Source organism: Novosphingobium sp. HNCC26DJ243, assembly GCF_057180545.1.
This window is the reverse complement of sequence record NZ_JBXUGN010000001.1, coordinates 874521-896110: the sequence shown is the minus strand read 5'-3', so window position 1 is coordinate 896110 and position 21590 is coordinate 874521. Positions and strand designations below refer to the sequence as shown.

Here is a 21590-nt window from a genome sequence, read left to right as displayed (position 1 = left end):
GAATGAAGGGGTGATTTCCCCATAAAATGTATATTTGTTAATGTGATAGATGATTGTTGTGTAATAACTTAAGTTAGTCAAGCTATCGAGCTCTGCACCCATTGCCAGCTTTCGCGAATGCCGGCGGCCGCTCACGGTCTGAGGACACTTCGCGCGCAAGGCGCTCAGTCGATCAGGCCGTAACCGTAGATTTCGTCGAAGCCCTTGGCACCAAGATCGCGGGCTTCGCTCTTCAGCAGGTTTCGGCATTCCTTCGCCGCCAGACCCTTGGCGCGGCACCTGGCCATCCATCCGGCAACGTGCGGCGTTGCAAACGACGTCCCGGTGAACCTGGCAAGGTCGCCACCTGCATTTGCTGCCAGCACATCGACGCCATAGGCCGATGCGGCGATATGCCTCCCCCGCTGCGCCTGCCGGTAGACCCGCAGGTTCCTGTCGACCGCCGTGACGGCGACCACGCCTGAAATGGCTGCGGGATAGGAAGGCGGCGCGGTTGGCCCGCCATTGCCCGCCGCTGCCACGACCACGCGCCCGCTTTCGACTGCATCGCGGATCAGCCGGTCGAGAATGGCGTTGCGCGGTCCGGCGAGGCTCATGTTGATCACCGGGGCTCCTTGCTGAAGCGCCCATTCGAGCGCTGCGGCAATCACGTCGGCCGAGGTGAACGGCCGGTTTGCGGGGCCGCGAAAGATGTTCGCGCTGTAGATCGTCGCGCGCCCCTCGTTCGCGAGCAGCGATGCCACAGCCGTGCCATGACCGGTAGGGGCCGCTGCACCGGCACCCGGTGCCCAGGTCACGATCCGCGCCGAAGTCAGCGAGGGATGCCGCGCAATGGCGGTGTCGATCACGCCAACGGAAAAGGCGTCGCCGCGATATGAAGGCCCTTGTCGCGCAGGCATCGTCTTCTCGCGCGCCTTTCGCGGCTTCTCGCCTGCAGTAAGATCAAGACCATAGTAGTGTACCAGATCCACGGTGGCCTTGGGTTCAAGTTCCTGCAGCCTTGTCCGGGCATCGGCCGCCGAGATTCCGTCCGGCGCGGCAAGGCGCAGGACTTCGCGGCCCAGCGTGTCGAGGCTCGTCTTCTCGATGACGCGGAAGCCTCCCTGCTGCGCGCGGGCCAGCGATTCGGCGGGCAGGTCGATCACGACCACCTCGCCACGCCGCACCGGAAAACCGCGCTCGTCATGTTCGGCATCCTCGATCAGCGCGATGTCGTGGATCTCCTCGCTGCTGCCGTGGCTTGCGTAATCCTCTGCCGCATCTTCGGCAGCATCTTCGGCGGCGTCCTCTGCCAGCTTGGACTGCTCCTCGAGCGCGTCCTCGGCTTCCTTCTGCGCCTCTTCCTTGAAGTCTTCCTGATCCTTGGCGATATCCTCGGCGGCCTTGACCTCGTCCTTCGTGCGGTCGGCCTCGAGCTTTGCCAGGTCCTCGGCGGCCTTGGTCGGCTCGCGAATCGCGCGTTCCTCGATTCGCTGCCGATCAGCCTCGAATCGGGCTGCGCGTTCCTCGGCCTTCTGCGCCGCCCGGTCGGTATCGCGCTCGAAACGCTCCTGCGCCTTCGACGGCTCGGGATCGCGGTCATGCGCCGCCGCCGCCACCGATAAAAGTGCCGCGCCCGCGAGGCCGGAAATGATCGCACGTTTCATCATCGGGCTTCCTGTCCTGTGCTTGCCCGCCGACAACGGTCGCATGCCGGTCCTATTCCACCGGCCGCAGTTTTTTTTGTAGCCCTGTTAACCTTGACTTGGAATAGCAGACGGCGCGGGACGTTGTAGGGGGATGGAATGGATCCGGCAGTATCGGCAGGGCAGGGCATTCGCGAGGCGATCATCGCCGCGCTGCCACGCCTGCGCCGCTTCTGCCAGGCGATGGCGGGTACGCCCGCCGACGGAGACGACCTGATGCAGGCAACAGTCGAACGCGCGCTTTCGCGAGCCCAGCAGTTCGAGGCGGGGACCCGCATCGACAGCTGGATGTACCGCATTGCGCAGAACATCCATATCGACGGTACCCGCGCCTCGCGTCGTCGCGGGACGTCGGTCGATGTCGATGAACTGGTCTCGCTTGCCGGCGAGGACGGTCGCGAACTCACCGAGAACCGCTCGCAGCTTGCCGCGGCCCAGCGGGCCCTGCAGGCCTTGCCCGACGATCAGCGCAGCGTCTTCGTGCTCGTCGTCGTCGAGGGCCGCAGCTACCGCGATACCGCCGAAAGTCTGGACATTCCTGTCGGCACGGTGATGAGCCGGCTGGCACGCGCACGTACGAAGATCGCCGAAACCCTGGGCGAAACCAAGGAGCAAGGCCGATGACACTGTCCCGCGACGAACGGCTCGCGCTCTGGCTCGATGGCGAGATGGACGCCGAACAGGCGACCGCCTTCGAGGCCGAGATCGCCGCCGATCCCGAACTCGCCGCGATGGTCGAAGAATGGCGCGGCAACGATGCCCTGATCGCCGGAGCCTTTGCCCCGGTCGCAGACCAGCCGATCGACGATGGACTGCTCGAGCGCCTTGGCCTTGCAGAACGGACCATGCCGCAGGCCGCGAACGACAACCCGCCTTGGTGGAAGCGCCATCGCCTTCCACTTGGCGGCGCGCTCGCGGCAAGCTTTGCCGCTGCGCTGCTGCTCGTGCCACGCGGCGGGACCGCGCCACAGGATCCCCTGTCGCTTGCGCTCGACCGGACTCCGTCGCTCGCGCAGGCAAGCCTGCCCGACGGCAGTCGCCTCGTGCCAACGCTTACCGTGCGTGCCGCCGATGGCCGCTGGTGCCGCGAGTTCGCACAAGGTGGCGAGGTAGCGCTTGCCTGCCGTGGCGCTGAAGGTCGCTGGTCGGTCGAGGCCCGCGCGCGCGGCACAACGCCGGTAACGGGCGAAGGCTATGCCGTGGCGAGTGGCGCGGACAGTGGCGCGCTGCAGGCTGCCTACGATCGTATCGGCGCCGCCGACGCGCTCGACGCCGCAGCCGAAGCCAACCTCATCGCAAAGAAGTGGGGCGGCCATCCCTGAAAGGATAACCGCCCCGGCGAAGCACGACCCGAGAGGCTCCGCTGAAAGTTCCTGCTAGAGCCCGGTTGCAGAATATCTGTGCCAACCTTCGTCGTTGCGAGCGCAGCGAGACAATCCAGGGCCATTGAGAGGCGCTCTGGATTGCTTCGCAACGCTCGCAATGGCGCGTGATTCAGATTTACTGCACGCCGGTCTAGAAGCTGATCTGCGCCCGCAGCACGCCGACCCGGTTCTTCACGGGCAGGCCACCGCTGGGGAAACGCACCTTGGTATCGGTATAGGTTGCCAGAAGGCGCAGGTTGGCGTTCAGCGTCCAGATCACGCTCCCGCTCAGTGCCCGCCCGATGCCGTGGTCGAAGGTTCCATCCACCAGGTCCAGCCGGCTGTAGCGCGCCGCGACTTCAAGAGCGCCGTCGCCCTTCTTGCGGTCGGGACCGCCAAACACGCCATTGCCGCTGGCATAGTCGTGACGCTGTCCGGTAACGATCCAGCCGACGCTCAGGGTCTGGCCATTGAAGGTGCGGGTCGGCAGCGTGCTGCGATTGAGCCTGACGCGCATCACCTGGCCCTGGACGAGCACCGGCCCGAACGAGACCGCAGCCTCGCCATTCAGCGCGCTCAGCGAGTCGATCGAACCCAGGCTCCCGGTCGACATGACGTTCGGCGCGAAGACCGAGCCCGGATCGGCACTGAACCGCACGCGCTCGAGCGGGGAGAACGTCCGTCGTTCGGCACCGAGCCCGAGATGGACGACGGTGCTGTCCGACATGACAGGAGCCAGCGTGAAGCGCCCGACCACGCCCTTGCCGCGTTCGGTCGTGCGGCCCTCGTCATTGGCAATGGCGTCGGTGAAATAACCCGCGCTTGCGCTCCAGCGCTTGCCGCTGACCGATGCCGCACCGCCAACCGCGAAGCCGCCAGTCAGCGCCGATGCCAGCGATCGTTCGGCAAAGGGAGCGGTGTTCGAGCTCTGCAGGTCTTCCATGGAGAAGGGCACGATGAAGTTGCCGCCCTTGATCTCGACATTCTTGATCGGCTCGATCGACGCCCAGACATTGCGCCATCCCTTAGATCCGGCGAATTCGCGGTCCACGCGGAAGCGCAGGACCTTGGCCACGCGACCTGAGAGCTCTAGGCGTGCGCGGCGCACATCGGCGCTGCTCTGGCCGGTCAGCCCGGTGTCGGTATCGTCGAACACGCTGGCGTCGAGGTGCAGCCTGCCGCCCAGGTTCAATTCGAGCGGACCTGCCTCGAGGGTCGCGCCCTTTTCGTCGATCTTCACGCCATCGGCCAGAGCCGGCGTTGCCGTGCAGGCGAGGGCGCCTGCGGCCATTCCCATGGTCATCGTCTTCATGCTGTCATTTCCTCCCTGTGTGCGCAGGGTTCGGCCTCGGTGCCGAGCCCCAGCAATTTCCAAGCAATTGAAACAAGTCCGCGCCGCTCTCCCTCGCTGAACGAGTGCCCCAGCCGGGGAACGACGGTGATGCTGCCGCCATGTCCGAACCCGGCACGCGCCATCGCGCGGTGCCAGCGCCGGGCGCGCTGCAAACGGTTGGTGCCTTGGGCGGCATCGATTTCGTCGGACCGGCGCAAGGCCTCGTCCTGCTCGCGGTCGCGGTCGCCGACGATCACGTGGAACGGCACCTTGGCGACGACGTCGGTGCGAACGGGCAGCGGCGCATTTTCCAGCCCGAGCGGCCAGGCCGTCCCGGCTTCAGGCATGGTGTACCACCCGGCTGCGGTCGCGATGCAGCATGCGATGCGTTCGGGATGGAGCAAGGCAAGGCGATGGGCGAACTGCGCGCCGCCCGAAAAGCCGAACAGCGAAAACCGTCCCGAACCCGTCCCGAAGCGCCGCTGCGCTTCCGCCAGTATGTCGAACAGCGCTTCGTCTGCCCGGATCGCGCGACGCGGATCGACGACCTGCTGGTACATCCCGTATGCGCGGCGCTCGAATAGCGGCGCGATGACGGGAACGCCGCATTCCGCAGCGATCTGGCCAAAGCGCAGCGCAAGTTCTGCCGCATTTCGCGAGATACCGTGAACGGCCACGAGCGGGGCAGTTCCCGGAACCATGCCCGGCGGAATGACCGCGTAATAGGCGCGATCGGGCGCGCCCGGCAGTTTGGTGAATTGCGGCACGATCAATGGACGATCGCTGCCGGAAATCTCGTTCATCGTGGGTCTCCCGCACCTTCGATGAGGCGCAAATTCTGGCGCAGTACGGTCGCAGAGAATGCGTCGCTCGTGATCCGCCAGTTCTGGGTGGCTTCGACGTCCAGCAAGGCCGGTGCGTGAGCGATCAGCACCACGCCATCGTGGCGGGCGATTGTCTCTGCCAGAAGGCTGGCGTGCGGCGCGTCGATCGCGATTCCGGCAAGGTCCAGCACCAGCAGAGGACGAGCACCGACAAGCGCACGCAGCAGCATGACTGGCGTGGCATTGGTCGCCGAGCTTTGCGCCGAAGGGATGACGCCCCAGCGGGTGCAGGCCTCCTCAAGTGCATTCTCGTCGAGGTCCAGCGCGCCATATCGGATGTTGAAGCGGTTCGATCCTGCAAGGAGCGACAGGCCCTGCGAGACAATGCCGACCAGCTTGCGCCGACGCGACGCGGGCAATCGCGCGGTTTCGATCATGTTGTAGCTGACGCGGCCCTGCTCAGGGCTTGCCAGCCCGGCCGCCACGCGCATGATGCGCGATACAAGTGCGGTCTCGCCCTCGATCGTCACGACCTCGCCCGCTGCCGCCCATGCGTCGAAGCGGGCGCTCGATCCCTCGATAACGACACCACGCAGGGCAAGTCCGTGCCCGTGGCGCTCGGTCTGCCGACCTTTCGCCGCGATGGCGGGTTCGGGCATGGCCATCAGTCTGGCGATCCTGCGGTTCGAAATTCTGGCGGGAATCCAGAGCTCGATCACCCGCGCCAGGTCGCGCATGGCAAGTCCTGCCGTGCCCAGCACGATGATCGTCCCCGATATTCCGCCGCTGCCGACCAGTACGGCGATCAGGATCAGGCTCGTCACCAGATGCGGCAACCCGCGCAAGATCCCGGTCAGCCAAGCCCGGCGCAGCGCGGCGCCGGTAAGACGGTCGGCGCGCCGGTCCAGCCGCCGCAGTTCGGTCTTGTGCTGCCCGAATGCCTGCACCGTTGCCATTCCGGCGAGGCGTTCCGACGCGAATGCCGAAAGCCGGCCGCGTTCGCGCCGCACCGCTGCGACGGCCCTGTTGAGCCAGGGCACGAGCGCCAGTCCGGCCGTGATCCCGCACGAAACGATTGCCGCGACCCACGCGGCAAGCGCGGGCGACTGCATGGCGCTCCAGCACACGAGGACTGCGAGCATGACGATTGCCGTGGCCCCGCGCGGCACGCCGTCGCTCCACCACTGGCGTTGTGCCGAAAGGTCGCCCACAAAAACCTGCAGCAGCGCGCCATGGCGCTTGGTCGCAACCACTTGCGGATCGCTGCGCAGGAGATGCGCGAAGAGCTGGGCACGAATGGTGCTGACATGGGACCAGCCGATCCCGTCGCACAGGCGGCGCTTGCACACCTCGAGGCCGAAGCTGCCCGCCACGGCCAGCACCGCTACCGTCAGCGGCAGGGTCCGGACCGGAAGGCGTGCGGCATCATGGACGAGCCCGGCCGCCAGCACGGTGAAGCCGCCCTGTGCCACCGCGATGGCGATGGGAGGCACCAGCCGCGCCAGTGGCGGCATCAGGCTACGCAACGGGCCTCTCCCGCACCGAAGCAGATCTGCGGGGCGGAAACTGCGTCGCGCAGCGCGGCAAGCCCGATCACCGGAATGCCGAGCGCTGCTTCTGCCTCGCGCGTTGCCAGGGGCGAGGCGCTGAGCAGGCCCGAAACGCCGAGCACGCGGTGCCCGTTGCGCAGCAGCCAGTCATGGCCCGCCACCGCGCCCATCGCGTCGCCTGCGGCAAACATCACGCCGTGGATAAGTTCGCGCACCCGCGCCGAGCGCAGCAGCGCCCCGGTCTCGCGCTGGAGCAGGCCGTCGGCGATTTCCATCACGATGATGTCTGGCGATTGCCGCGCGGCATGAGCGACCAGCGAGGCGAGCGTCCGCTCTGCATCTTCCAGTCCCAGCCCCGCAGTCGAGGCGTGGCCCATGTCGGTGAAGTCGAGCACGGCACGGGCGCCTGCATCGTGCATCGTCCACAGATCGCCGCCCGAACCGGTGCCGGTCACCTTGGTCGCGACAACGCTCAAGCCAGCGCGCGAAAGGCCGTGGACCAGCCCTGCTGCCGTCGTCGTCTTGCCCGCGTTCATCGACGTGCCGACAACCGCGATCACCGGCGGCAACTGACGCGCAGGCGTCGCGTCGGGCAGGGCGAAGCGCGCGAGATTCAGAACCGCGCCCTTTTCGTCGGCAAGCAGGCCGATCGGCGCAATCCGGGTGGCTGCCTTCATCCGGGCATGGCGGCTCAGGACCTTCCCGGCAACGCCGCCACCGGCCACGAGATCACATTCGCCAAGGTCAGACGGAATCACCGCCTCGAACTGGTCGGGGGCATAGCGCTCGCCATATGCCACGATGATCTCGTCGCCTTCATAAAGCTGGGCGCGGCGGCCATGGGGCGATTCCAGCTTCTGGTGCTGGCCCAGTTGCACGACGCGCGCCAGCACGAGATCGCCAGCACGGGGCACGCAACCGGTGCGCAAGCGACATGCCAGCGACAGATCGACGCGGCGTGTGGTGAAGGCGCGCTTGGCAGCTTCCAGCCGTTCCAGCCGGATGCCCTTGCCGCGGCCTGCACCGGCCGTCGCGCTCTGTCCCAGTACTGCCTCGAATGCCCGCAGGTCCTGCAGCATCGTATGTCTCCCCTTCGTTCGGTTCGGGGAGACAACGACAGCTGTTCGCGCCTATTCCATCGGCGGCAAATTTTTCTCCGGCAATCTCAGTTCAGGCGCCAGCTCAATGAAATACCGCCCGAGAAATCGGTGCTGCGCACATTGAGCCCGGTCGAGGCGAAGATCTGCAACCGCAGCTTGCGCGTCAGTCCGAAGTTCGCCCAGCCGGTCACCTCGCTGCTGGCGATCCGTCCCGGCGTAGCCGATTCCTGCCAGTCGTAGTCCGCGCCGACGATGGTGCCGTCTTCGAGACGATAACTCAGCCCGCCTCCGGCACCCCAGGTATCGCGCAGGGTAGAGCCCGCAGGCTTGCCGAGGAACCGGTAACGCGCGCCGGCATAAGCGGTGAACGGGCCGAAGTCCTGCACGAGATCGCCGCTCATCGTCACATCGACCTTGCCGGTGCCCAGACGCTTGGCGCGCGAGGCGGTCGGCAGCTTCACGCGCGAACCCAGATCGAACCAAGTATTGCGGCCCAGTTCGAGCGAATAGCCAAGCGCCACCGAAACGTCGCCAAGGCCGCCGCGACTGTTGGACGCCGCCGCCCCCGGTGTTCCGGGCGTACCTCCGGTGCCCGGCGTTCCGCCCGTCCCTGATGTCGGGGGTGTCACGACGGTTCCACCACCGTTGTCGTCATCCCCGCCACCGCCGCCGCTGCCGGACGAACCGCCCGAGCCCGAGCCCGAGCCCGAGCCAGACGAGCCCGAACCGGATGATCCCGAGCCCGACGATCCCGAGCCAGATGAGCCGGAGCCCGACGAACCACCCGACCCGGAATCATCCGATCCGCCGCCGCCGGAACCTGACGAATCGTCGCTGCCGCCGTCGTCACTGGTCGCGCCGCCGTCGCCGAAACCGGCGTCGCGTCCCTGCGGCGTATCGAGCAGGCTGCCTGGGCCTTCGATGTGGACATAGGGCACCGACACGCGGATGCTGAAGCCGCCCTTGCGATACTTCAGCGCGACCGGCGCCGAGACGACGCGCGTCTGGCGCTTCTCGCCATAGTCGCCTTCGGAATAGTTCGCCCCGACACTTGCGCGCCAGACGCCCGGATCATCCGCCTTGGCAGTGGGCGCACCAGCTTCCTGCGCCGCCACCGCAGCAGGCAGCACGATCGCCGAGCCGACCACGGCCAGCGCTTTCAACGTCTTCGACATAGCTACGTCCCCCAATACCCTCTGGACCGATCACCACCGGCCGCAACCGCATCAAGTGCGCGCAGCCCCGCAGACAACGACGATCGCCCCCGAATATTCCCGGGTTCCCGTAATAGACATGTTGGAAATTCTGACAATGGTGCCGGCTACAGGATTCGAACCCGTGGCCCCCTGATTACAAATCAGGTGCTCTACCAACTGAGCTAAGCCGGCCCTTGTCGTGGATGAGCCTCTAGCGTCAGAATGCCCCGAAGGTCCAGCCCTCGGTTGCGGCAATTTCGGCGGAAAGTTCGCGCGGCGCCCACAGGCGCGGGTCGTGCGCCGCGCGGCGCAGCCAGGCGGCGGTCAGGATCGCATCGCAACTGTGATCGTCGAGCGCGCCCTGCAGGCCCGATGGCTCCGTCTCCAGCGCGCCAAGCGCGGCATCAAGCTCTGCAGCGCCGCGCATCTTGGATCGGCCTGCGGTCCGTCCGGCCGCCATCGCCGCGATCGTCGTGTAGATTTCGCAGACCACCGAACCATGCGCGGGGATCGGATCGACCGGCCACACCGGAAGGCGGCCCTCCAGCCGGTGCAGCAGCCTCATCCCCGTGAGGCTCGATTTGCCCACTTGCGCCGCACCCACGAGGTTGAAGTTCGAATAGGGCTTGCACCCCAGCCGCCGTTGCGCCGCCTCGGTCACGCGGAAACGCCCCATGCCCCCGCCAAAGCGCTTGCCCTCACGCCCCCCGTGCCGCCGGAAATATGCCGCGATCTCGGGATGATCGACCAGCGTACCGGCCCCCAGATGGGGCTCGTCCGCGCAGACCTCATCCACCAGTGCCCATAGCGCTCGGGCATCGCGCGGCGTCTGCGGCCATCCGGGGAAAAACGCGCCGTGATCAGCAAAAGGCAGCGAAATACCAAGGTCCATCCCCACCAGTGCATCGCCCGGCAAGTTTTCGGTCAGCCATTCCAGCACTTCGCTTCGCGACCAGCGATGGCCGGGCCGCACGAGCCGGGGAGCCTCGTTGCCGCGCCCGGCCATGGCCAGTGCGATGCCCTTGTGCCGCTCCCCCGCAGCGCCGGACCAGTCGATGGCGACGAAGTGCCCGAAACGGTCCGGCCTCATTCGCCCGCGCGCTCGCGGCGCTTCTTGTTCCACCACTCCAGCCGTTTGGCGACCTCGCGCTCGAAGCCGCGTTCGACCGGCTGGTAATAGGCCTGAGCGGCCATGCCCTCGGGCCAGTAGTTCGCGCCCGAAAAGCAGTCCTCGGAATCGTGATCGTAGGCGTAGCCCGCGCCATAGCCGATGTCCTTCATCAGCTTGGTCGGCGCGTTGAGGATATTGGTCGGCGGGCTGAGCGACCCTGTCTCGCGCGCCGATTTCCATGCCGCCTTGTGCGCGATGTAGGCCGCGTTCGATTTGGGTGCCGTGGCGATGTAGAGCAGCGCCTGGACGATCGCCAGTTCGCCTTCCGGGCTGCCGAGAAATTCATAAGCGTCCTTGGCGGCAAGGCACTGCACCAGCGCCTGCGGATCGGCCATGCCGATGTCTTCGACCGCCATGCGCACCAGCCGCCGCAGCACGTAGAGCGGCTCTTCGCCCGCCACCAGCATCCGCGCCATGTAATAGAGCGCCGCCTGTGGATCAGAGCCGCGCACCGCCTTGTGCAGCGCCGAAATCAGGTTGTAGTGCCCGTCGCGATCCTTGTCATAGACCGCCACACGCCGCATGAGGAACTTGCCAAGGCCCTCGGGATCGAGCGGCGCGGGCAGCGACACGTCGAAAAGCATCTCGGCCTGGTTGAGCAGGAACCGCCCGTCGCCATCGGCCGAGGCGACCAGCGCCTCGCGGGCAGGTGGGGTGAGGGGCAGCCGCAGGCCGGTGATGTCCTCCGCGCGATCGAGCAGCGTGCCCAGCGCAGCGGCGTCCAGCCGGTGCAGGATCAGCACTTGCGCGCGGCTGAGCAGCGCGGCGTTCAAGGCAAAGCTCGGGTTCTCGGTCGTCGCGCCGACAAGCGTGACCGTGCCGTTCTCGACAAAGGGCAGGAAGCCATCCTGCTGCGCGCGGTTGAAGCGATGGATCTCGTCCACGAACAGCAGCGTGCGCCGTCCGGCAAGCGCCATGGCCTCGGCCTCGGCAAAGGCCTTCTTGAGATCGGCGACGCCCGAGAACACTGCGCTGATCGCGACGTAACGCATGCCGACTGCCTCGGCGAGCAGGCGCGCGATGCTCGTCTTGCCGGTGCCCGGCGGTCCCCACAGGATCATCGAGGTCAGCTTGCCCGCCGCCACCATGCGTCCGATCGCGCCGTCCGGCCCGGTCAGGTGGTCCTGCCCGATCACTTGCGTGAGGTCGTGCGGGCGCAGCCGGTCGGCCAGCGGCGCTTCGGCGGTCGCGCCCTGCGGCGGTCGGTCCTGGGGAAGAGGGGCAAAGAGATCGGCCATCTGGGCCCTGAGATAGGAGCGGCGCAGAAAAATTGCACCAGCCTCTTGCACAGATCGTTTTAAGATATATCTTAGACCCATCGAAATGAAAGGGATTTGAAATGCGATTCGAACAAGGCCGCGCACCGCGCGGTCGGCACGCCATCAACATGATGGCAATGATGGGCGGGCGTTTCGGCGGCCCGTTCGGCAAAGGCGGCCCTTTCGGTGAGGACGGACCCTTTGGCGGCGGGAGAGGCGGCGGCGGAGGCGGTCGAGGCCGTCGCGGTGCACGCATGTTTGCCGGCGGCGAACTGCGCCTCCTGCTGCTCGATCTCGTCGCCCAGGCCCCGCGTCACGGCTATGACCTGATACGCGCTGTCGGTGATCTGGCAGGCGGTGAATACGCCCCCAGTCCCGGCGTCGTCTATCCCACTCTCGCGCTGCTGGTCGATGAAGGCCTGATCGTCGAGGAAGTGGGAGAGGGTCCGCGCAAGGCCTTTGCCGCAACCGAGGCAGGGCGCGCCGAACTCGCCGGCAAGGCCGACGAGATCGCCACGATCGTCGCGCGACTGAAGTCGCTGGGCGACCAGCGCGAACGCTCGGAAAGCCCGCCGGTCCGCCGCGCCATGGGCAATCTCCACGCGGTTCTGCGCAACCGCGCCATGGTTGGTGGCTTCGACACCGAGACCGCCCACGCCATCGCCGATATTCTCGACGAAGCCGCGCGCCGGATCGAAAGGCTCTGATGCTGCACGAATCCGCGCTCTCGCGTCGCTTTGAAGCGGGCGTGGTCCATGGTATCTTTTCCCCGGAGCAGCCGCAAAGGCGCTCCGGGGGGAGAACCGTCATGGAGAACCTGCAAGCAACATCCGTACGCACGCCGCCCCACCTCTGGGTGGTCGGCGTGATCAGCCTGCTGTGGAACAGCTTTGGCTGCGTGGATTACACGATGACCAAGATCGATCCGGCGGGATACATGAAATCACTCGGCATGGGTGATGCTGAAATCGCCTACATGGATGCGTTTCCCGCGTGGCTCAGCGCCTTCTGGGCCATTGGCGTGTGGGGCTCGCTGCTTGGCTCGCTTCTGCTGCTGATGCGCTCGCGCCATGCCGTTTCGGCCTTTGCCGCATCGCTGGTCGGCCTCGCGGTCAGCCAGGGCTATCAGTTCGCCGACAAGACCATGCCCGCATCGATGTACAGCCCGGCGATGATGGGCGTGACTGCCATCATCTGGATCGCGCTGCTGTTCTTCCTGTGGTACGCGCGGCGGATGCGAGCGGCAGGCGTTCTGCGCTAGGCTTTACCGGCGGTTGCGTGCGGCCTTCTGTCGCACCAGCCGCAGGTAGGTATCCCCCACCGCCTGGTTGATCCGGTCCCACGAGAATTCGAGGCTGCGTTCCTCGCCTGCGCTTCCGTGCCGCGCGCGCAGGGCAGGGTCCTCGACATAGCAGCGCAGCGCCTCGGCGAATTGCCGCACCGCGCCCGGTGCGATCAGCCGCCCTGAAACATTGTCGTCGACAAGGCTCTGGCTGCCGGTTGCCGCTGCCGCCACCACCGGCACGCCGCAGGCCATGGCCTCGAGCGTGACGTTGCCGAAGGTCTCGGTGACCGAAGGGTTGAACAGCACGTCCATGCTCGCCACCGCGCGGCCAAGATCCGCGCCGCCTTGAAAGCCCACGAACACCGCATCGGGAAGCCGCGCGCTGAACCAGTCGTGCGCCGGGCCTTCGCCCACGACGATCACCTTGTGCGGCACGCCCTTGCGCACCAGCTGGTCGATCGAGTCCGAAAACACGTCGAGCCCCTTTTCCATGACCAGACGGCCCAGAAAGCCGACTGCCACTTCGTCGTCGGCAATGCCGAAAGAGCGCCGCCATGCCATATCGCGTGCGCCGGGATTGAATATTTCGCGATCGACCCCGCGTGACCAGATATCGATGTCGTAGTTCATGCGCTGGTCGCGCAGCACCTGTGCCATCGATTCCGACGGCGCCACCAGCGCATCGCAGCGCCGGTAGAAGCGCCGCAGCAGCGCTTCGATCACCGGCTCCATCCAGGCCATGTTGTAGTAGCGGAAGTACGTCTCGAACCGGGTGTGGACCGAGGCCAGGATCGGGAGCTTGCGATGGCGCGCCCAGGAAACGGCGCGATGGGCCACGACGTCGGGCGAGGAGACGTGGACCACATGCGGATCGAACGCATCCAGATCGCGCCGGACCGCAGGCGAAAGCGACAGCGGAAAGCGATATTCCGCACGGCCCGGAATGGCGAACGAGGGAATGCCGACCAGCGTGCCCGTCGCCTCGAACGCCGGATTCTCGACCTTGGGCGCGTAGATGCGCACGTCCGCACCCTGCCGCAGCAGATAGCCTACCAGCCGGTTCAGCGCCTGATTGGCGCCGTCGCGCACATAATTGTAGTTGCCGCTGAACAGCGCCACGCGCAGCCCCGCCAAGGTCGTGGGGAACGCCGGAGTGATCTTGTCGCTCATCGCGAAGCCCATAGCCGCCTTGGACCGCCTTGGCGAGAGAGCCCGCGACCTGCACCGTCCCGGAACTGTTGCCTCACTGGCACACAAGGATTTTTTGCTCCGGGGCCGGAAACCGGATGCATCGGCGCTCGTTAGGCCCGCATCGGCTTCCATCAGCCATAAGTGAGGAAATTCAATGACAAGCAAGCACCGTTTCGCGTGGCCTCTGGTCGCGTCTGCCGCACTCGTCGCCGTTCCCGCGCTCGCGCAGGATGCCGAGTGGAATCGTGACCAGCACTTTAGCGGTGCCTATATCCAGGGCGCAGGCGGCATCGGTCTGCTTGGCGAAAACGGCAGCACCTTCGAATTCGACACGAACCGTGATGGCAACTACAACGAGAACGTCACCACCGTTGCCGGTGCCAACGCGTTCTCGACCGGCTTCTGCAACGGCGGAGCCAACGGACGCGATCGCGCTGCCGGTTGTCGCAAGGACAAGGCCGGCGCGGAATACGCCGCGCGCATCGGATACGACAGCCGCATGGGCAACATCGTTGCCGGTGGCCTGATCGAAGTCTCGCGCGACGATGCGAAGGAACGCGCCACGGCCTTCAGCACGACGCCCGCCGCCTACCGCATCGATCGCCGGCTCGACTATGCCGTCTCGGCCCGCGCCCGCGTCGGCTACACGCCCGGTGGCGGTGCCTTGTTCTATGGCACGGGCGGCGTCTCCTACGGCAAGATCAAGCACGATTTCACCACCACCAACACCGCCAACAGCTTCAATGAGAACAACGATGGCGACATGGTCTGGGGCTGGCAGGCTGGCGGCGGCACCGAAATCATGGTGACCAACAATGTCTCGCTCGGCCTCGAATATCTCTACAGCCGCTATCGCGACAACAAGTACTCGGTCTCGGTCGGCGCTGGCACGGCCCCTGCCACCAATCCGTTCCTGCTGAACGGCGGCGGCACCAACATGCGCATCGCAGACCGGTACTTCGATACGCACGCCCTGCGCGCAACGCTCGGCTTCCAGTTCTGATCGCACGAACGCATCTGCGTTGACGGGTTAGGGCGGCTCGCAAGGGCCGCCCTTTCTCGTGCTGGCAGGCTCTTGCGCCGCATCGCGACCAGCGCCAATGAGCCGCGATGCGTATCGCCCTCTATGAACCCGAAATCGCCGGAAACGTCGGCGCCGTCCTGCGCCTCGGCGCCTGCTTCGGCACAGCGGTGGACCTGATCGAGCCAATGGGCTTTGCCTGGGACGATCGGCGCGTGCGCCGCACCGCGATGGACTACATCGATCATGTGATGGTCGTCCGCCACGCCAGCTTCGAGGCGTTCCGCGAAACCGTGGGCGCAAGCCGTCTCGTCCTGTTCACCACCAAGGCTTCGGCCTCGGCCTATGAATTCCGGTTCGAACCGGACGACATCCTGCTGTTCGGCAAGGAAAGCGCAGGCGTGCCCGCCGAGGTCGCAGGGTCTTGCCCCGCGCGCATCCGCATCCCCATGCGGCCGCAAGTGCGCTCGATGAACCTGGCCACATCGGCCGCGCTCGCGCTGGGCGAGGGCCTGCGCCAGACCGGCGGCCTGCCCGGCTGAGCCATCGCCATGCCGCAACGAAAAAGGGCGGCCCCATCGGGACCGCCCTTTTTGTATTATCAGGCCGCTTCCTTCTTGCGCGAAGCCTTCTTGCGCTCGTTCGGGTCGAGGATCGCCTTGCGCAGGCGGATCGACTTCGGCGTGACTTCGACCATTTCGTCGTCGTCGATGTAGGCAATTGCCTGCTCGAGCGTCATGATCTTGGGCGGCGTCAGGCGGATGGCGTCGTCCTTGCCGGTCGAACGGAAGTTCGTAAGCTGCTTCGACTTCATCGGGTTGACCTCGAGGTCTTCCGGCTTGGCGTTCTCGCCAATGATCATGCCTTCGTACAGCGGGGTACCGACGCCGACGAACAGGATGCCGCGTTCTTCAAGCGGTCCCAAAGCATAGGCCACGGCTTCACCGTTGCCGTTCGAGATCAGCACGCCGTTCTTGCGGCCCTCGATCTTGCCCTTGTGGGGGCCGTACTTCTCGAACAGGCGGTTCATGATGCCGGTGCCGCGCGTGTCCGAAAGGAACTCGCCGTGGTAACCGATCAGACCGCGCGAAGGCGCCGAGAAGGTGATGCGGGTCTTGCCACCGCCCGAGGGGCGCATGTCGGTCAGCTCGGCCTTGCGGATGGCCATCTTGTCGACGACCGTTCCCGAATGCTCGTCGTCCACGTCGATCATCACGGTTTCATACGGCTCGAGCAGGTTGCCGTCCTCGTCCTTCTGGAACAGAACGCGGGGGCGGCTGATGCCCAGTTCGAAGCCTTCGCGGCGCATCGTCTCGATCAGCACGCCGAGCTGGAGTTCGCCGCGACCGGCAACCTCGAAGCTGTCCTTGTCGGCCGATTCGGTGATGCGGATGGCCACGTTCGATTCCGCCTCGCGCTCCAGGCGGTCGCGGATCATGCGGCTGGTAACCTTCGAGCCTTCGCGGCCCGCCATGGGCGAATCGTTCACCGCAAAACGCATCGACAGCGTCGGCGGATCGATCGGCTGGGCCTTGATCGGCACGGTCACTTCCGGCGCGGCGATGGTGTTCGATACGGTGGCGACGGCAAGGCCGGCAAGCGAGATGATGTCGCCAGCCTTGGCTTCATCGACCGGCACGCGATCAAGGCCACGGAAGGTCAGGATCTTGCTGGCGCGACCGGTTTCGATGATCTTGCCATCCATGTCGAGCGCACGGATCGGATCGTTGACGCGGATCGTACCCGATTGAACGCGGCCGGTCAGGACGCGGCCGAGGAAATTGTCGCGATCCAGCAGGGTTGCAAGGAACGTGAACGGCGCATCTTCGTCAAGGCTCGGCGGCGGTACGTGGTCGACGATCATCTGGAACATCGGCTCCAGCGTGCCTTCGCGGCGGTCCGGATCGGTGCTGGCATAGCCGTTGCGGCCCGATGCGTAGAGTACCGGGAACTCGAGCTGCTCGTCATTGGCGTCAAGCGTGACAAACAGGTCGAAGACCTCGTCGAGCACTTCCTGGATGCGTTCGTCCGGACGGTCGACCTTGTTGACCACGACGATGGGCTTGAGGCCCAGCGCAAGGGCCTTGCCCGTAACGAACTTGGTCTGCGGCATTGCGCCTTCCGAGCTGTCGACGAGCAGGATCACGCCGTCGACCATCGAAAGGATGCGCTCCACCTCGCCGCCGAAGTCGGCGTGGCCGGGTGTGTCGACGATGTTGATGCGGATGCCGTTCCATTCGATCGACGTCGGCTTGGCGAGAATGGTGATCCCGCGTTCCTTTTCGAGGTCGTTCGAATCCATCGCTCGCTCTTCCACGCGCTGGTTGTCGCGGAAGGTGCCGGATTGGCGGAAGAGCTGGTCGACGAGCGTGGTCTTGCCATGGTCGACGTGGGCGATGATCGCGATATTGCGCTGTTGGGCGGACATGAAACAGGCTTTCGGTTGGAATCTTCAGAAGCTCGGCACAAGCAGTGGCCCGCTCCGATATCGGCGCGCGCTTACTCTTTATTGTGCGTTGCGGCAAGCACGCTGACGCGTGAAACGCGCGCCCCGGCCACCAATCCGGTCCAAACCCCTCCTCGATCACGCCAAGGGCCAGTGCGGACACGCGTTTTCATCATGCCCCGGATTGCCTGAACCCGGGGTGTCCAAGCCGACGTAGCGTCATCCGGTTACGAGTGTGACCACTTTGCAACATCGCATCAGAATGCATGCGAATACGTCCGGTTTTCGCGCATTCGGATTGTCGCTGTCCGGGCTGGCACTTAAGGTGGCGTCAGGGAAAAAGGATGTCCTGCCGGTATCAGGTGATCGCTCCGTCTTGGCGGGCGATCCGGCCTCGCCGGTCATGCATAAGGGAAAATGTACATATGAAGCCGAACTTTGCGGGTCGCACCGGTCAGGCCGTGTTTCTCACCAGCGTCTGCGGTCTCGCCCTGGCCTTCTCTGCCACTGCCCGTGCGCAGGACACGGCGCCCCAGGCCGAAGAGCAGGCCCAGCCCGCGGCAGACGTGCCCGAAGCGACCGACGGCAACGAGATCATCGTTACCGCCACCAAGCGTGAACAGACCCTTCAGGACATTCCCGTCGCCGTCAGCGTGACCAGCGCCGAAACCATCGAACGCGCCCAGATCCGCGACATCAAGGACCTGTCCTCACTCGTCCCGTCGCTTCGCGTCAATCAGCTGCAAAGCTCGGCCAACACCAACTTCTACATCCGCGGCTTCGGCAACGGCGCCAACAATGCCGGCATCGAACCCTCCGTCGGACTGTTTGTCGACGGTGTATACCGCTCGCGCTCGGCCTCGATGATCGCCGACCTGCCCGACGTTCAGCGCGTCGAAGTGCTGAAAGGTCCGCAGTCGACGCTGTTCGGCAAGAACGCCAGCGCCGGCGTCATCTCGCTCGTCACGCGCAAGCCGCAGTTCGAATTCGGCGGCAATGTCGAGGCAAGCTACGGCAACTTCGACGCGCTCGTCCTCAAGGGCGTGATCACCGGCCCGATAAGCGAAACGATCGCCGCCAGCCTTGCCGGCGGGTACAACCGTCGCGATGGATTCGTCGAGGATCGCGGCAGCGGCGAGCAGGAGAACGAGCGCAACCGCTGGTTCGTGCGCGGCCAGATCCTGCTTGAGCCGACCTCCGCGCTCTCGGTCCGCCTGATCGGCGATTACAGCAAGATCGACGAGAACTGCTGCGCCGTCGTCAACATCCGCCAGGCCGCGCCCAGCTTTGCCATCAAGGCGATCGGCGCGCCGAACACGGTGATCAACGATCCCTCGGCCAAGTTCGACGACGTCATCTACAACAACTTCGCCTCGACCAACGAAATCGAGAACTGGGGCCTGTCCGGCCAGATCGATTACGAACTCGGCCCGATCACGCTGACCTCGATCACCGCCTATCGCCGCACCAACGCGGTGACGAACCAGGATTCCGACTTTACCGCCGTCGACCTGCTCGGCCGCAATTTCCAGGATCTGCGCCTCAAGACCTTCACGCAGGAATTCCGCGCCGCCACCAACTGGGACGGTCCGGTCAATGCCCTGCTCGGCGCCTTCTACTTCAACGAGAAGGTGGACCAGTCGAACGAAATCTCGTGGGGCACGCGCGCGCGTCCTTATGCCAACCTGCTCATTCAGGGTGCCAGCGGCTGCGCCGTCGGCAGCCCGCGCTGCACCAGCGTGCCGGCGCTCGAAGCACAACTCTCGCAGCTCACCGGCCGCAACCTCAGCGGCACCTTCTTCGGTCCGGGACAGGGCCTTGACGAACAGTACGCGCTCAAGAACGAGGCCTACTCGTTCTTCGGCCAGCTCGATTTCAAGATCGCCGATCGCCTGACGCTCACGGGCGGCCTCAACTACACCCACGATTCCAAGAACTACTCGACCAACACGACCTCGAACGATGTCTTTGCAGGCCTCGACTTCGTGGCGCTCGGCCGGGCCGGCGGAATCGCGCAGGGCCTGATCAACTTCGGCGTGAACCCCGGCAATCCCGCCGCGGTCCAGGCCTTCGCCACCGGAGCGGCCACCGCGCCGATCTTCCAGGCCATCGTTACCGGCGCGACCGCCGCTTCGACCAACCCGGCGCTCAACCCGCTGCTCGGCCTGACGCCGTTCCAGTTCTTCCCGCCGTTCCAGAACGTGCCCAACGCGGTGGAATCGGGCAAGATCAGCGATGGCGATTTCAGCTACACCGCGCGCCTCGCCTGGGAAGCGACCGACACCGTCAACGTCTACGCCGCATACTCGACCGGCTACAAGGCGGCTTCGGTCAACCTCTCGCGCGACAGCCGCCCCACCGGTGCAGACCTCGCCCAGCTTCGCGCCCGCAATCTGGCGGTGTCCAACCTTTCCTCGGGCAGCCGCTTTGCCTTGGCCGAGGATTCTACGCTTTATGAGTTCGGCCTCAAGGGGAACTGGGGCGTCGCCTCGGCCAACTTCGCGGTGTTCAAGCAGTCGATCAAGGGCTTCCAGTCCAACATCTTCACCGGCACCGGCTTCTTCCTTGCCAACGCAGGCAAGCAGTCGGTCTTCGGCATCGAGTTCGACGGCGCGGTCCACCCGACCGAGGAATTGACGCTTTCGCTGGCGATGACCTACCTCGATCCGAAGTACGATTCCTTCCAGCTTTCGGCGTTTGGCGATCTCAGCGGCACCACGCCGGCCGGGGTTTCGCCGCTCTCGACCACGATGTCGTTCAGCTACGATCAGCCCATCGGCAGCGGCGATCACCTGATCCTGCGCGCCGACTACCACTATGAAGCGGCCTTCAATCTGATCGAAGGCCTGCCCAACCTGATCTTCCGCAATCCGGACGGCTCGCGCAACGTCAGCGCAGCGCTCGCCGCCGCGCGCGAATTCCGTCAGGAAATCAACGACGTCAACGCCTCGCTGACCTACGAGATGCAGAACGGCCTGTCGCTCTCGGTCTGGGGTCGCAACCTGCTCGACAACCGCAACCTCCTGCAGATTTTCGACAGCCCCGCCCAGCAGGGCTCGCTGTCGGGCTACCCCAACCAGCCACGCACCTATGGCGTGTCGGCCCGGTTCAACTTCTGATTGCGCCAATAGCGCCATACCGGACGGAGAAGGGGGCTTCGCGGCCCCCTTTTTCGTACCGGCGATACTTGCAGGAGAAACCGTTTCGTGATCCTTTCGCCCGTCCGCGCCACGATGCGGAAAGCATAGGGGGAACGATCATGGAATGGATGCTGATGCCCTACCGGCGCTATGCCGATTTTACGGGCCGCTCGCGGCGCAAGGAATACTGGATGTTCGTGCTGTTCACGTTCATCGTGTTGATGGGATGCATGGCGCTGATGTTTGCTGGCGGCATGGCGGCGGACGCCAGCGCAGATGCAACGCCTGGGCCGTTGTTCTGGCTCGGCGTCGTGATCCTCGCGGTCTGGGGCATCGGCAGCTTCATCCCGTCCATCGCCGTCCAGGTCCGCCGCTTTCACGATCAGGACAAGTCCGGATGGATGGTCCTTCTGGCATTCATTCCATATGTCGGCAGCATAATCGTCCTCGTTTTCATGTGCATCGAAGGCACGCGCGGTCCCAATCGCTTCGGCAACGATCCGAAGAACCCGAACAACACCGACGTCTTTGCCTGATCCATCGGAGCGCGGCCCTCGCGCCGCGCTCCCAGACGTGAGCACCCATGATGAACTGGATGATCCTGCCCTACCGCCGTTATGCCGAGTTCACCGGCCGTTCGCGCCGCCGCGAATACTGGTCGTTCGCGCTGTTCTATTTTCTGGTCATGATGGTGCTCAACGCGGCGTTCGGCACCAACGACGTGACTACCGGCAACGGCGCCTTCGTCTATGGCAGTCGCCTCGTCGGCGCGGGAAGCTGGATCGGCGGCCTGTTCTGGCTGGTCAGCCTTGTTCCCGGCCTCGCCGTCTCGATCCGCCGCCTCCACGATCAGGACCGCACCGGCTGGCTTCTGCTGCTCTGGCTGATCCCGCTGTTCGGCTGGTTCGCGCTGCTCGTCCTGATGTGCCTCGACGGCACGCGCGGCACCAACCGCTTCGGCCCCGATCCGAAGAACCCGTCACCGGCAGACGTGTTCAGCTGAGGGGCGGTGCACTCCCTTCCGT

Annotated in this window: 19 protein-coding genes and 1 tRNA gene; 9 read left to right on the top strand and 11 right to left on the bottom strand. The window is 65.4% G+C overall.

The genetic code is table 11. The features are described from left to right. Nucleotides 1-164 precede the first annotated feature (164 nt). Nucleotides 165-1646, bottom strand: a complete 1482-nt coding sequence (locus AC2A04_RS04290; RefSeq protein ID WP_484211074.1) for a S8 family serine peptidase — start codon at nucleotides 1644-1646, stop codon at nucleotides 165-167. Between the two features lie 138 nt (nucleotides 1647-1784). On the opposite strand from AC2A04_RS04290, the gene AC2A04_RS04285 reads away from it, so the two are divergent. Further along, on the top strand, nucleotides 1785-2309 hold the full coding sequence (locus AC2A04_RS04285) for an RNA polymerase sigma factor (protein ID WP_484211073.1): 525 nt from the start codon (nucleotides 1785-1787) through the stop codon (nucleotides 2307-2309). After that, nucleotides 2306-3007, top strand: coding sequence for an anti-sigma factor family protein (locus AC2A04_RS04280; protein WP_484211072.1), 702 nt, complete (start codon nucleotides 2306-2308; stop codon nucleotides 3005-3007). Before AC2A04_RS04285 ends, AC2A04_RS04280 begins: the two co-directional genes overlap by 4 nt. Nucleotides 3008-3200: 193 nt before the next feature. Here AC2A04_RS04280 and AC2A04_RS04275 read toward each other — a convergent pair whose 3' ends face one another. The 8 genes from AC2A04_RS04275 to AC2A04_RS04240 form a co-directional block, all read right to left on the bottom strand. Then, nucleotides 3201-4361 carry an OprO/OprP family phosphate-selective porin gene (locus AC2A04_RS04275; RefSeq protein ID WP_484211071.1) on the bottom strand — a complete coding sequence of 387 codons (1161 nt, stop codon included), beginning with the start codon at nucleotides 4359-4361 and terminating at the stop codon, nucleotides 3201-3203. Then, nucleotides 4358-5185 (bottom strand): alpha/beta hydrolase, encoded by an 828-nt coding sequence (locus tag AC2A04_RS04270; protein ID WP_484211070.1) that lies wholly within the window; start codon nucleotides 5183-5185, stop codon nucleotides 4358-4360. Before AC2A04_RS04270 ends, AC2A04_RS04275 begins: the two co-directional genes overlap by 4 nt. Further along, nucleotides 5182-6732, bottom strand: a complete 1551-nt coding sequence (locus AC2A04_RS04265) for an ABC transporter transmembrane domain-containing protein (protein WP_484211069.1) — start codon at nucleotides 6730-6732, stop codon at nucleotides 5182-5184. The genes AC2A04_RS04270 and AC2A04_RS04265 overlap by 4 nt, the downstream gene beginning before the upstream one ends. Further along, nucleotides 6720-7835, bottom strand: a complete 1116-nt coding sequence (locus tag AC2A04_RS04260) for a DUF1611 domain-containing protein (RefSeq protein ID WP_484211068.1) — start codon at nucleotides 7833-7835, stop codon at nucleotides 6720-6722. The genes AC2A04_RS04265 and AC2A04_RS04260 overlap by 13 nt, the downstream gene beginning before the upstream one ends. A gap of 86 nt (nucleotides 7836-7921) precedes the next feature. Then, nucleotides 7922-9031, bottom strand: a complete 1110-nt coding sequence (locus AC2A04_RS04255; protein WP_484211067.1) for a hypothetical protein — start codon at nucleotides 9029-9031, stop codon at nucleotides 7922-7924. Between the two features lie 137 nt (nucleotides 9032-9168). Continuing rightward, nucleotides 9169-9244 (bottom strand) — tRNA-Thr (locus AC2A04_RS04250). Nucleotides 9245-9269: 25 nt separating this feature from the next. Beyond that, a complete protein-coding gene (locus AC2A04_RS04245; protein WP_484211066.1) occupies nucleotides 9270-10142 on the bottom strand; it encodes a hypothetical protein in 873 nt (290 codons plus the stop codon). Then, nucleotides 10139-11461: a replication-associated recombination protein A gene (locus AC2A04_RS04240; protein ID WP_484211065.1), complete on the bottom strand. Its 1323-nt coding sequence runs from the start codon at nucleotides 11459-11461 to the stop codon at nucleotides 10139-10141. The genes AC2A04_RS04245 and AC2A04_RS04240 overlap by 4 nt, the downstream gene beginning before the upstream one ends. Nucleotides 11462-11562: 101 nt before the next feature. On the opposite strand from AC2A04_RS04240, the gene AC2A04_RS04235 reads away from it, so the two are divergent. Together AC2A04_RS04235 and AC2A04_RS04230 are read left to right on the top strand one after the other, a co-directional pair. Continuing rightward, a complete protein-coding gene (locus AC2A04_RS04235) occupies nucleotides 11563-12189 on the top strand; it encodes a PadR family transcriptional regulator (protein ID WP_484211064.1) in 627 nt (208 codons plus the stop codon). 101 nt (nucleotides 12190-12290) lie between these two features. After that, nucleotides 12291-12743 (top strand): hypothetical protein, encoded by a 453-nt coding sequence (locus tag AC2A04_RS04230; RefSeq protein WP_484211063.1) that lies wholly within the window; start codon nucleotides 12291-12293, stop codon nucleotides 12741-12743. Between the two features lie 3 nt (nucleotides 12744-12746). Here the strand turns inward: AC2A04_RS04230 and AC2A04_RS04225 are convergent, their stop codons facing one another. Beyond that, nucleotides 12747-13937 (bottom strand): glycosyltransferase family 4 protein, encoded by a 1191-nt coding sequence (locus AC2A04_RS04225; protein WP_484211062.1) that lies wholly within the window; start codon nucleotides 13935-13937, stop codon nucleotides 12747-12749. Nucleotides 13938-14112: 175 nt separating this feature from the next. Between AC2A04_RS04225 and AC2A04_RS04220 the strand changes: the two genes are divergently transcribed. Both AC2A04_RS04220 and AC2A04_RS04215 read left to right on the top strand, forming a co-directional pair. Then, nucleotides 14113-14961, top strand: a complete 849-nt coding sequence (locus tag AC2A04_RS04220) for an outer membrane protein (protein WP_484211061.1) — start codon at nucleotides 14113-14115, stop codon at nucleotides 14959-14961. A 107-nt stretch (nucleotides 14962-15068) separates the two neighbouring features. Continuing rightward, entirely contained in the window at nucleotides 15069-15521 is a 453-nt protein-coding gene (locus tag AC2A04_RS04215) for a tRNA (cytidine(34)-2'-O)-methyltransferase (protein WP_484211060.1), read from the top strand. A gap of 59 nt (nucleotides 15522-15580) precedes the next feature. Here AC2A04_RS04215 and typA read toward each other — a convergent pair whose 3' ends face one another. Further along, nucleotides 15581-17407 carry a translational GTPase TypA gene (gene typA, locus AC2A04_RS04210; RefSeq protein ID WP_484211059.1) on the bottom strand — a complete coding sequence of 609 codons (1827 nt, stop codon included), beginning with the start codon at nucleotides 17405-17407 and terminating at the stop codon, nucleotides 15581-15583. A 443-nt stretch (nucleotides 17408-17850) separates the two neighbouring features. Between typA and AC2A04_RS04205 the strand changes: the two genes are divergently transcribed. The 3 genes from AC2A04_RS04205 to AC2A04_RS04195 all read left to right on the top strand — a co-directional run bounded on the left by AC2A04_RS04205 (nucleotide 17851) and on the right by AC2A04_RS04195 (nucleotide 21568). Further along, nucleotides 17851-20544 carry a TonB-dependent receptor gene (locus AC2A04_RS04205; protein WP_484211058.1) on the top strand — a complete coding sequence of 898 codons (2694 nt, stop codon included), beginning with the start codon at nucleotides 17851-17853 and terminating at the stop codon, nucleotides 20542-20544. Between the two features lie 140 nt (nucleotides 20545-20684). Next, entirely contained in the window at nucleotides 20685-21101 is a 417-nt protein-coding gene (locus AC2A04_RS04200) for a DUF805 domain-containing protein (RefSeq protein WP_484211057.1), read from the top strand. A 50-nt stretch (nucleotides 21102-21151) separates the two neighbouring features. After that, nucleotides 21152-21568, top strand: coding sequence for a DUF805 domain-containing protein (locus AC2A04_RS04195; RefSeq protein WP_484211056.1), 417 nt, complete (start codon nucleotides 21152-21154; stop codon nucleotides 21566-21568). The last annotated feature ends 22 nt before the right edge of the window (nucleotides 21569-21590 follow it).

Coding starts and splice junctions, on each gene's coding strand:
- AC2A04_RS04220 (WP_484211061.1), top strand. CDS start 14,113: ATGACAAGCAAGCACCGTTTCGCGTGGCCTCTGGTCGCGTCTGCCGCA.
- AC2A04_RS04230 (WP_484211063.1), top strand. CDS start 12,291: ATGGAGAACCTGCAAGCAACATCCGTACGCACGCCGCCCCACCTCTGG.
- AC2A04_RS04275 (WP_484211071.1), bottom strand. CDS start 4,361: ATGAAGACGATGACCATGGGAATGGCCGCAGGCGCCCTCGCCTGCACG.
- AC2A04_RS04225 (WP_484211062.1), bottom strand. CDS start 13,937: ATGAGCGACAAGATCACTCCGGCGTTCCCCACGACCTTGGCGGGGCTG.
- AC2A04_RS04255 (WP_484211067.1), bottom strand. CDS start 9,031: ATGTCGAAGACGTTGAAAGCGCTGGCCGTGGTCGGCTCGGCGATCGTG.
- AC2A04_RS04205 (WP_484211058.1), top strand. CDS start 17,851: ATGAAGCCGAACTTTGCGGGTCGCACCGGTCAGGCCGTGTTTCTCACC.
- AC2A04_RS04245 (WP_484211066.1), bottom strand. CDS start 10,142: ATGAGGCCGGACCGTTTCGGGCACTTCGTCGCCATCGACTGGTCCGGC.
- AC2A04_RS04270 (WP_484211070.1), bottom strand. CDS start 5,185: ATGAACGAGATTTCCGGCAGCGATCGTCCATTGATCGTGCCGCAATTC.
- typA (WP_484211059.1), bottom strand. CDS start 17,407: ATGTCCGCCCAACAGCGCAATATCGCGATCATCGCCCACGTCGACCAT.
- AC2A04_RS04290 (WP_484211074.1), bottom strand. CDS start 1,646: ATGAAACGTGCGATCATTTCCGGCCTCGCGGGCGCGGCACTTTTATCG.
- AC2A04_RS04260 (WP_484211068.1), bottom strand. CDS start 7,835: ATGCTGCAGGACCTGCGGGCATTCGAGGCAGTACTGGGACAGAGCGCG.
- AC2A04_RS04200 (WP_484211057.1), top strand. CDS start 20,685: ATGGAATGGATGCTGATGCCCTACCGGCGCTATGCCGATTTTACGGGC.
- AC2A04_RS04195 (WP_484211056.1), top strand. CDS start 21,152: ATGAACTGGATGATCCTGCCCTACCGCCGTTATGCCGAGTTCACCGGC.
- AC2A04_RS04240 (WP_484211065.1), bottom strand. CDS start 11,461: ATGGCCGATCTCTTTGCCCCTCTTCCCCAGGACCGACCGCCGCAGGGC.
- AC2A04_RS04280 (WP_484211072.1), top strand. CDS start 2,306: ATGACACTGTCCCGCGACGAACGGCTCGCGCTCTGGCTCGATGGCGAG.
- AC2A04_RS04215 (WP_484211060.1), top strand. CDS start 15,069: ATGCGTATCGCCCTCTATGAACCCGAAATCGCCGGAAACGTCGGCGCC.
- AC2A04_RS04285 (WP_484211073.1), top strand. CDS start 1,785: ATGGATCCGGCAGTATCGGCAGGGCAGGGCATTCGCGAGGCGATCATC.
- AC2A04_RS04235 (WP_484211064.1), top strand. CDS start 11,563: ATGCGATTCGAACAAGGCCGCGCACCGCGCGGTCGGCACGCCATCAAC.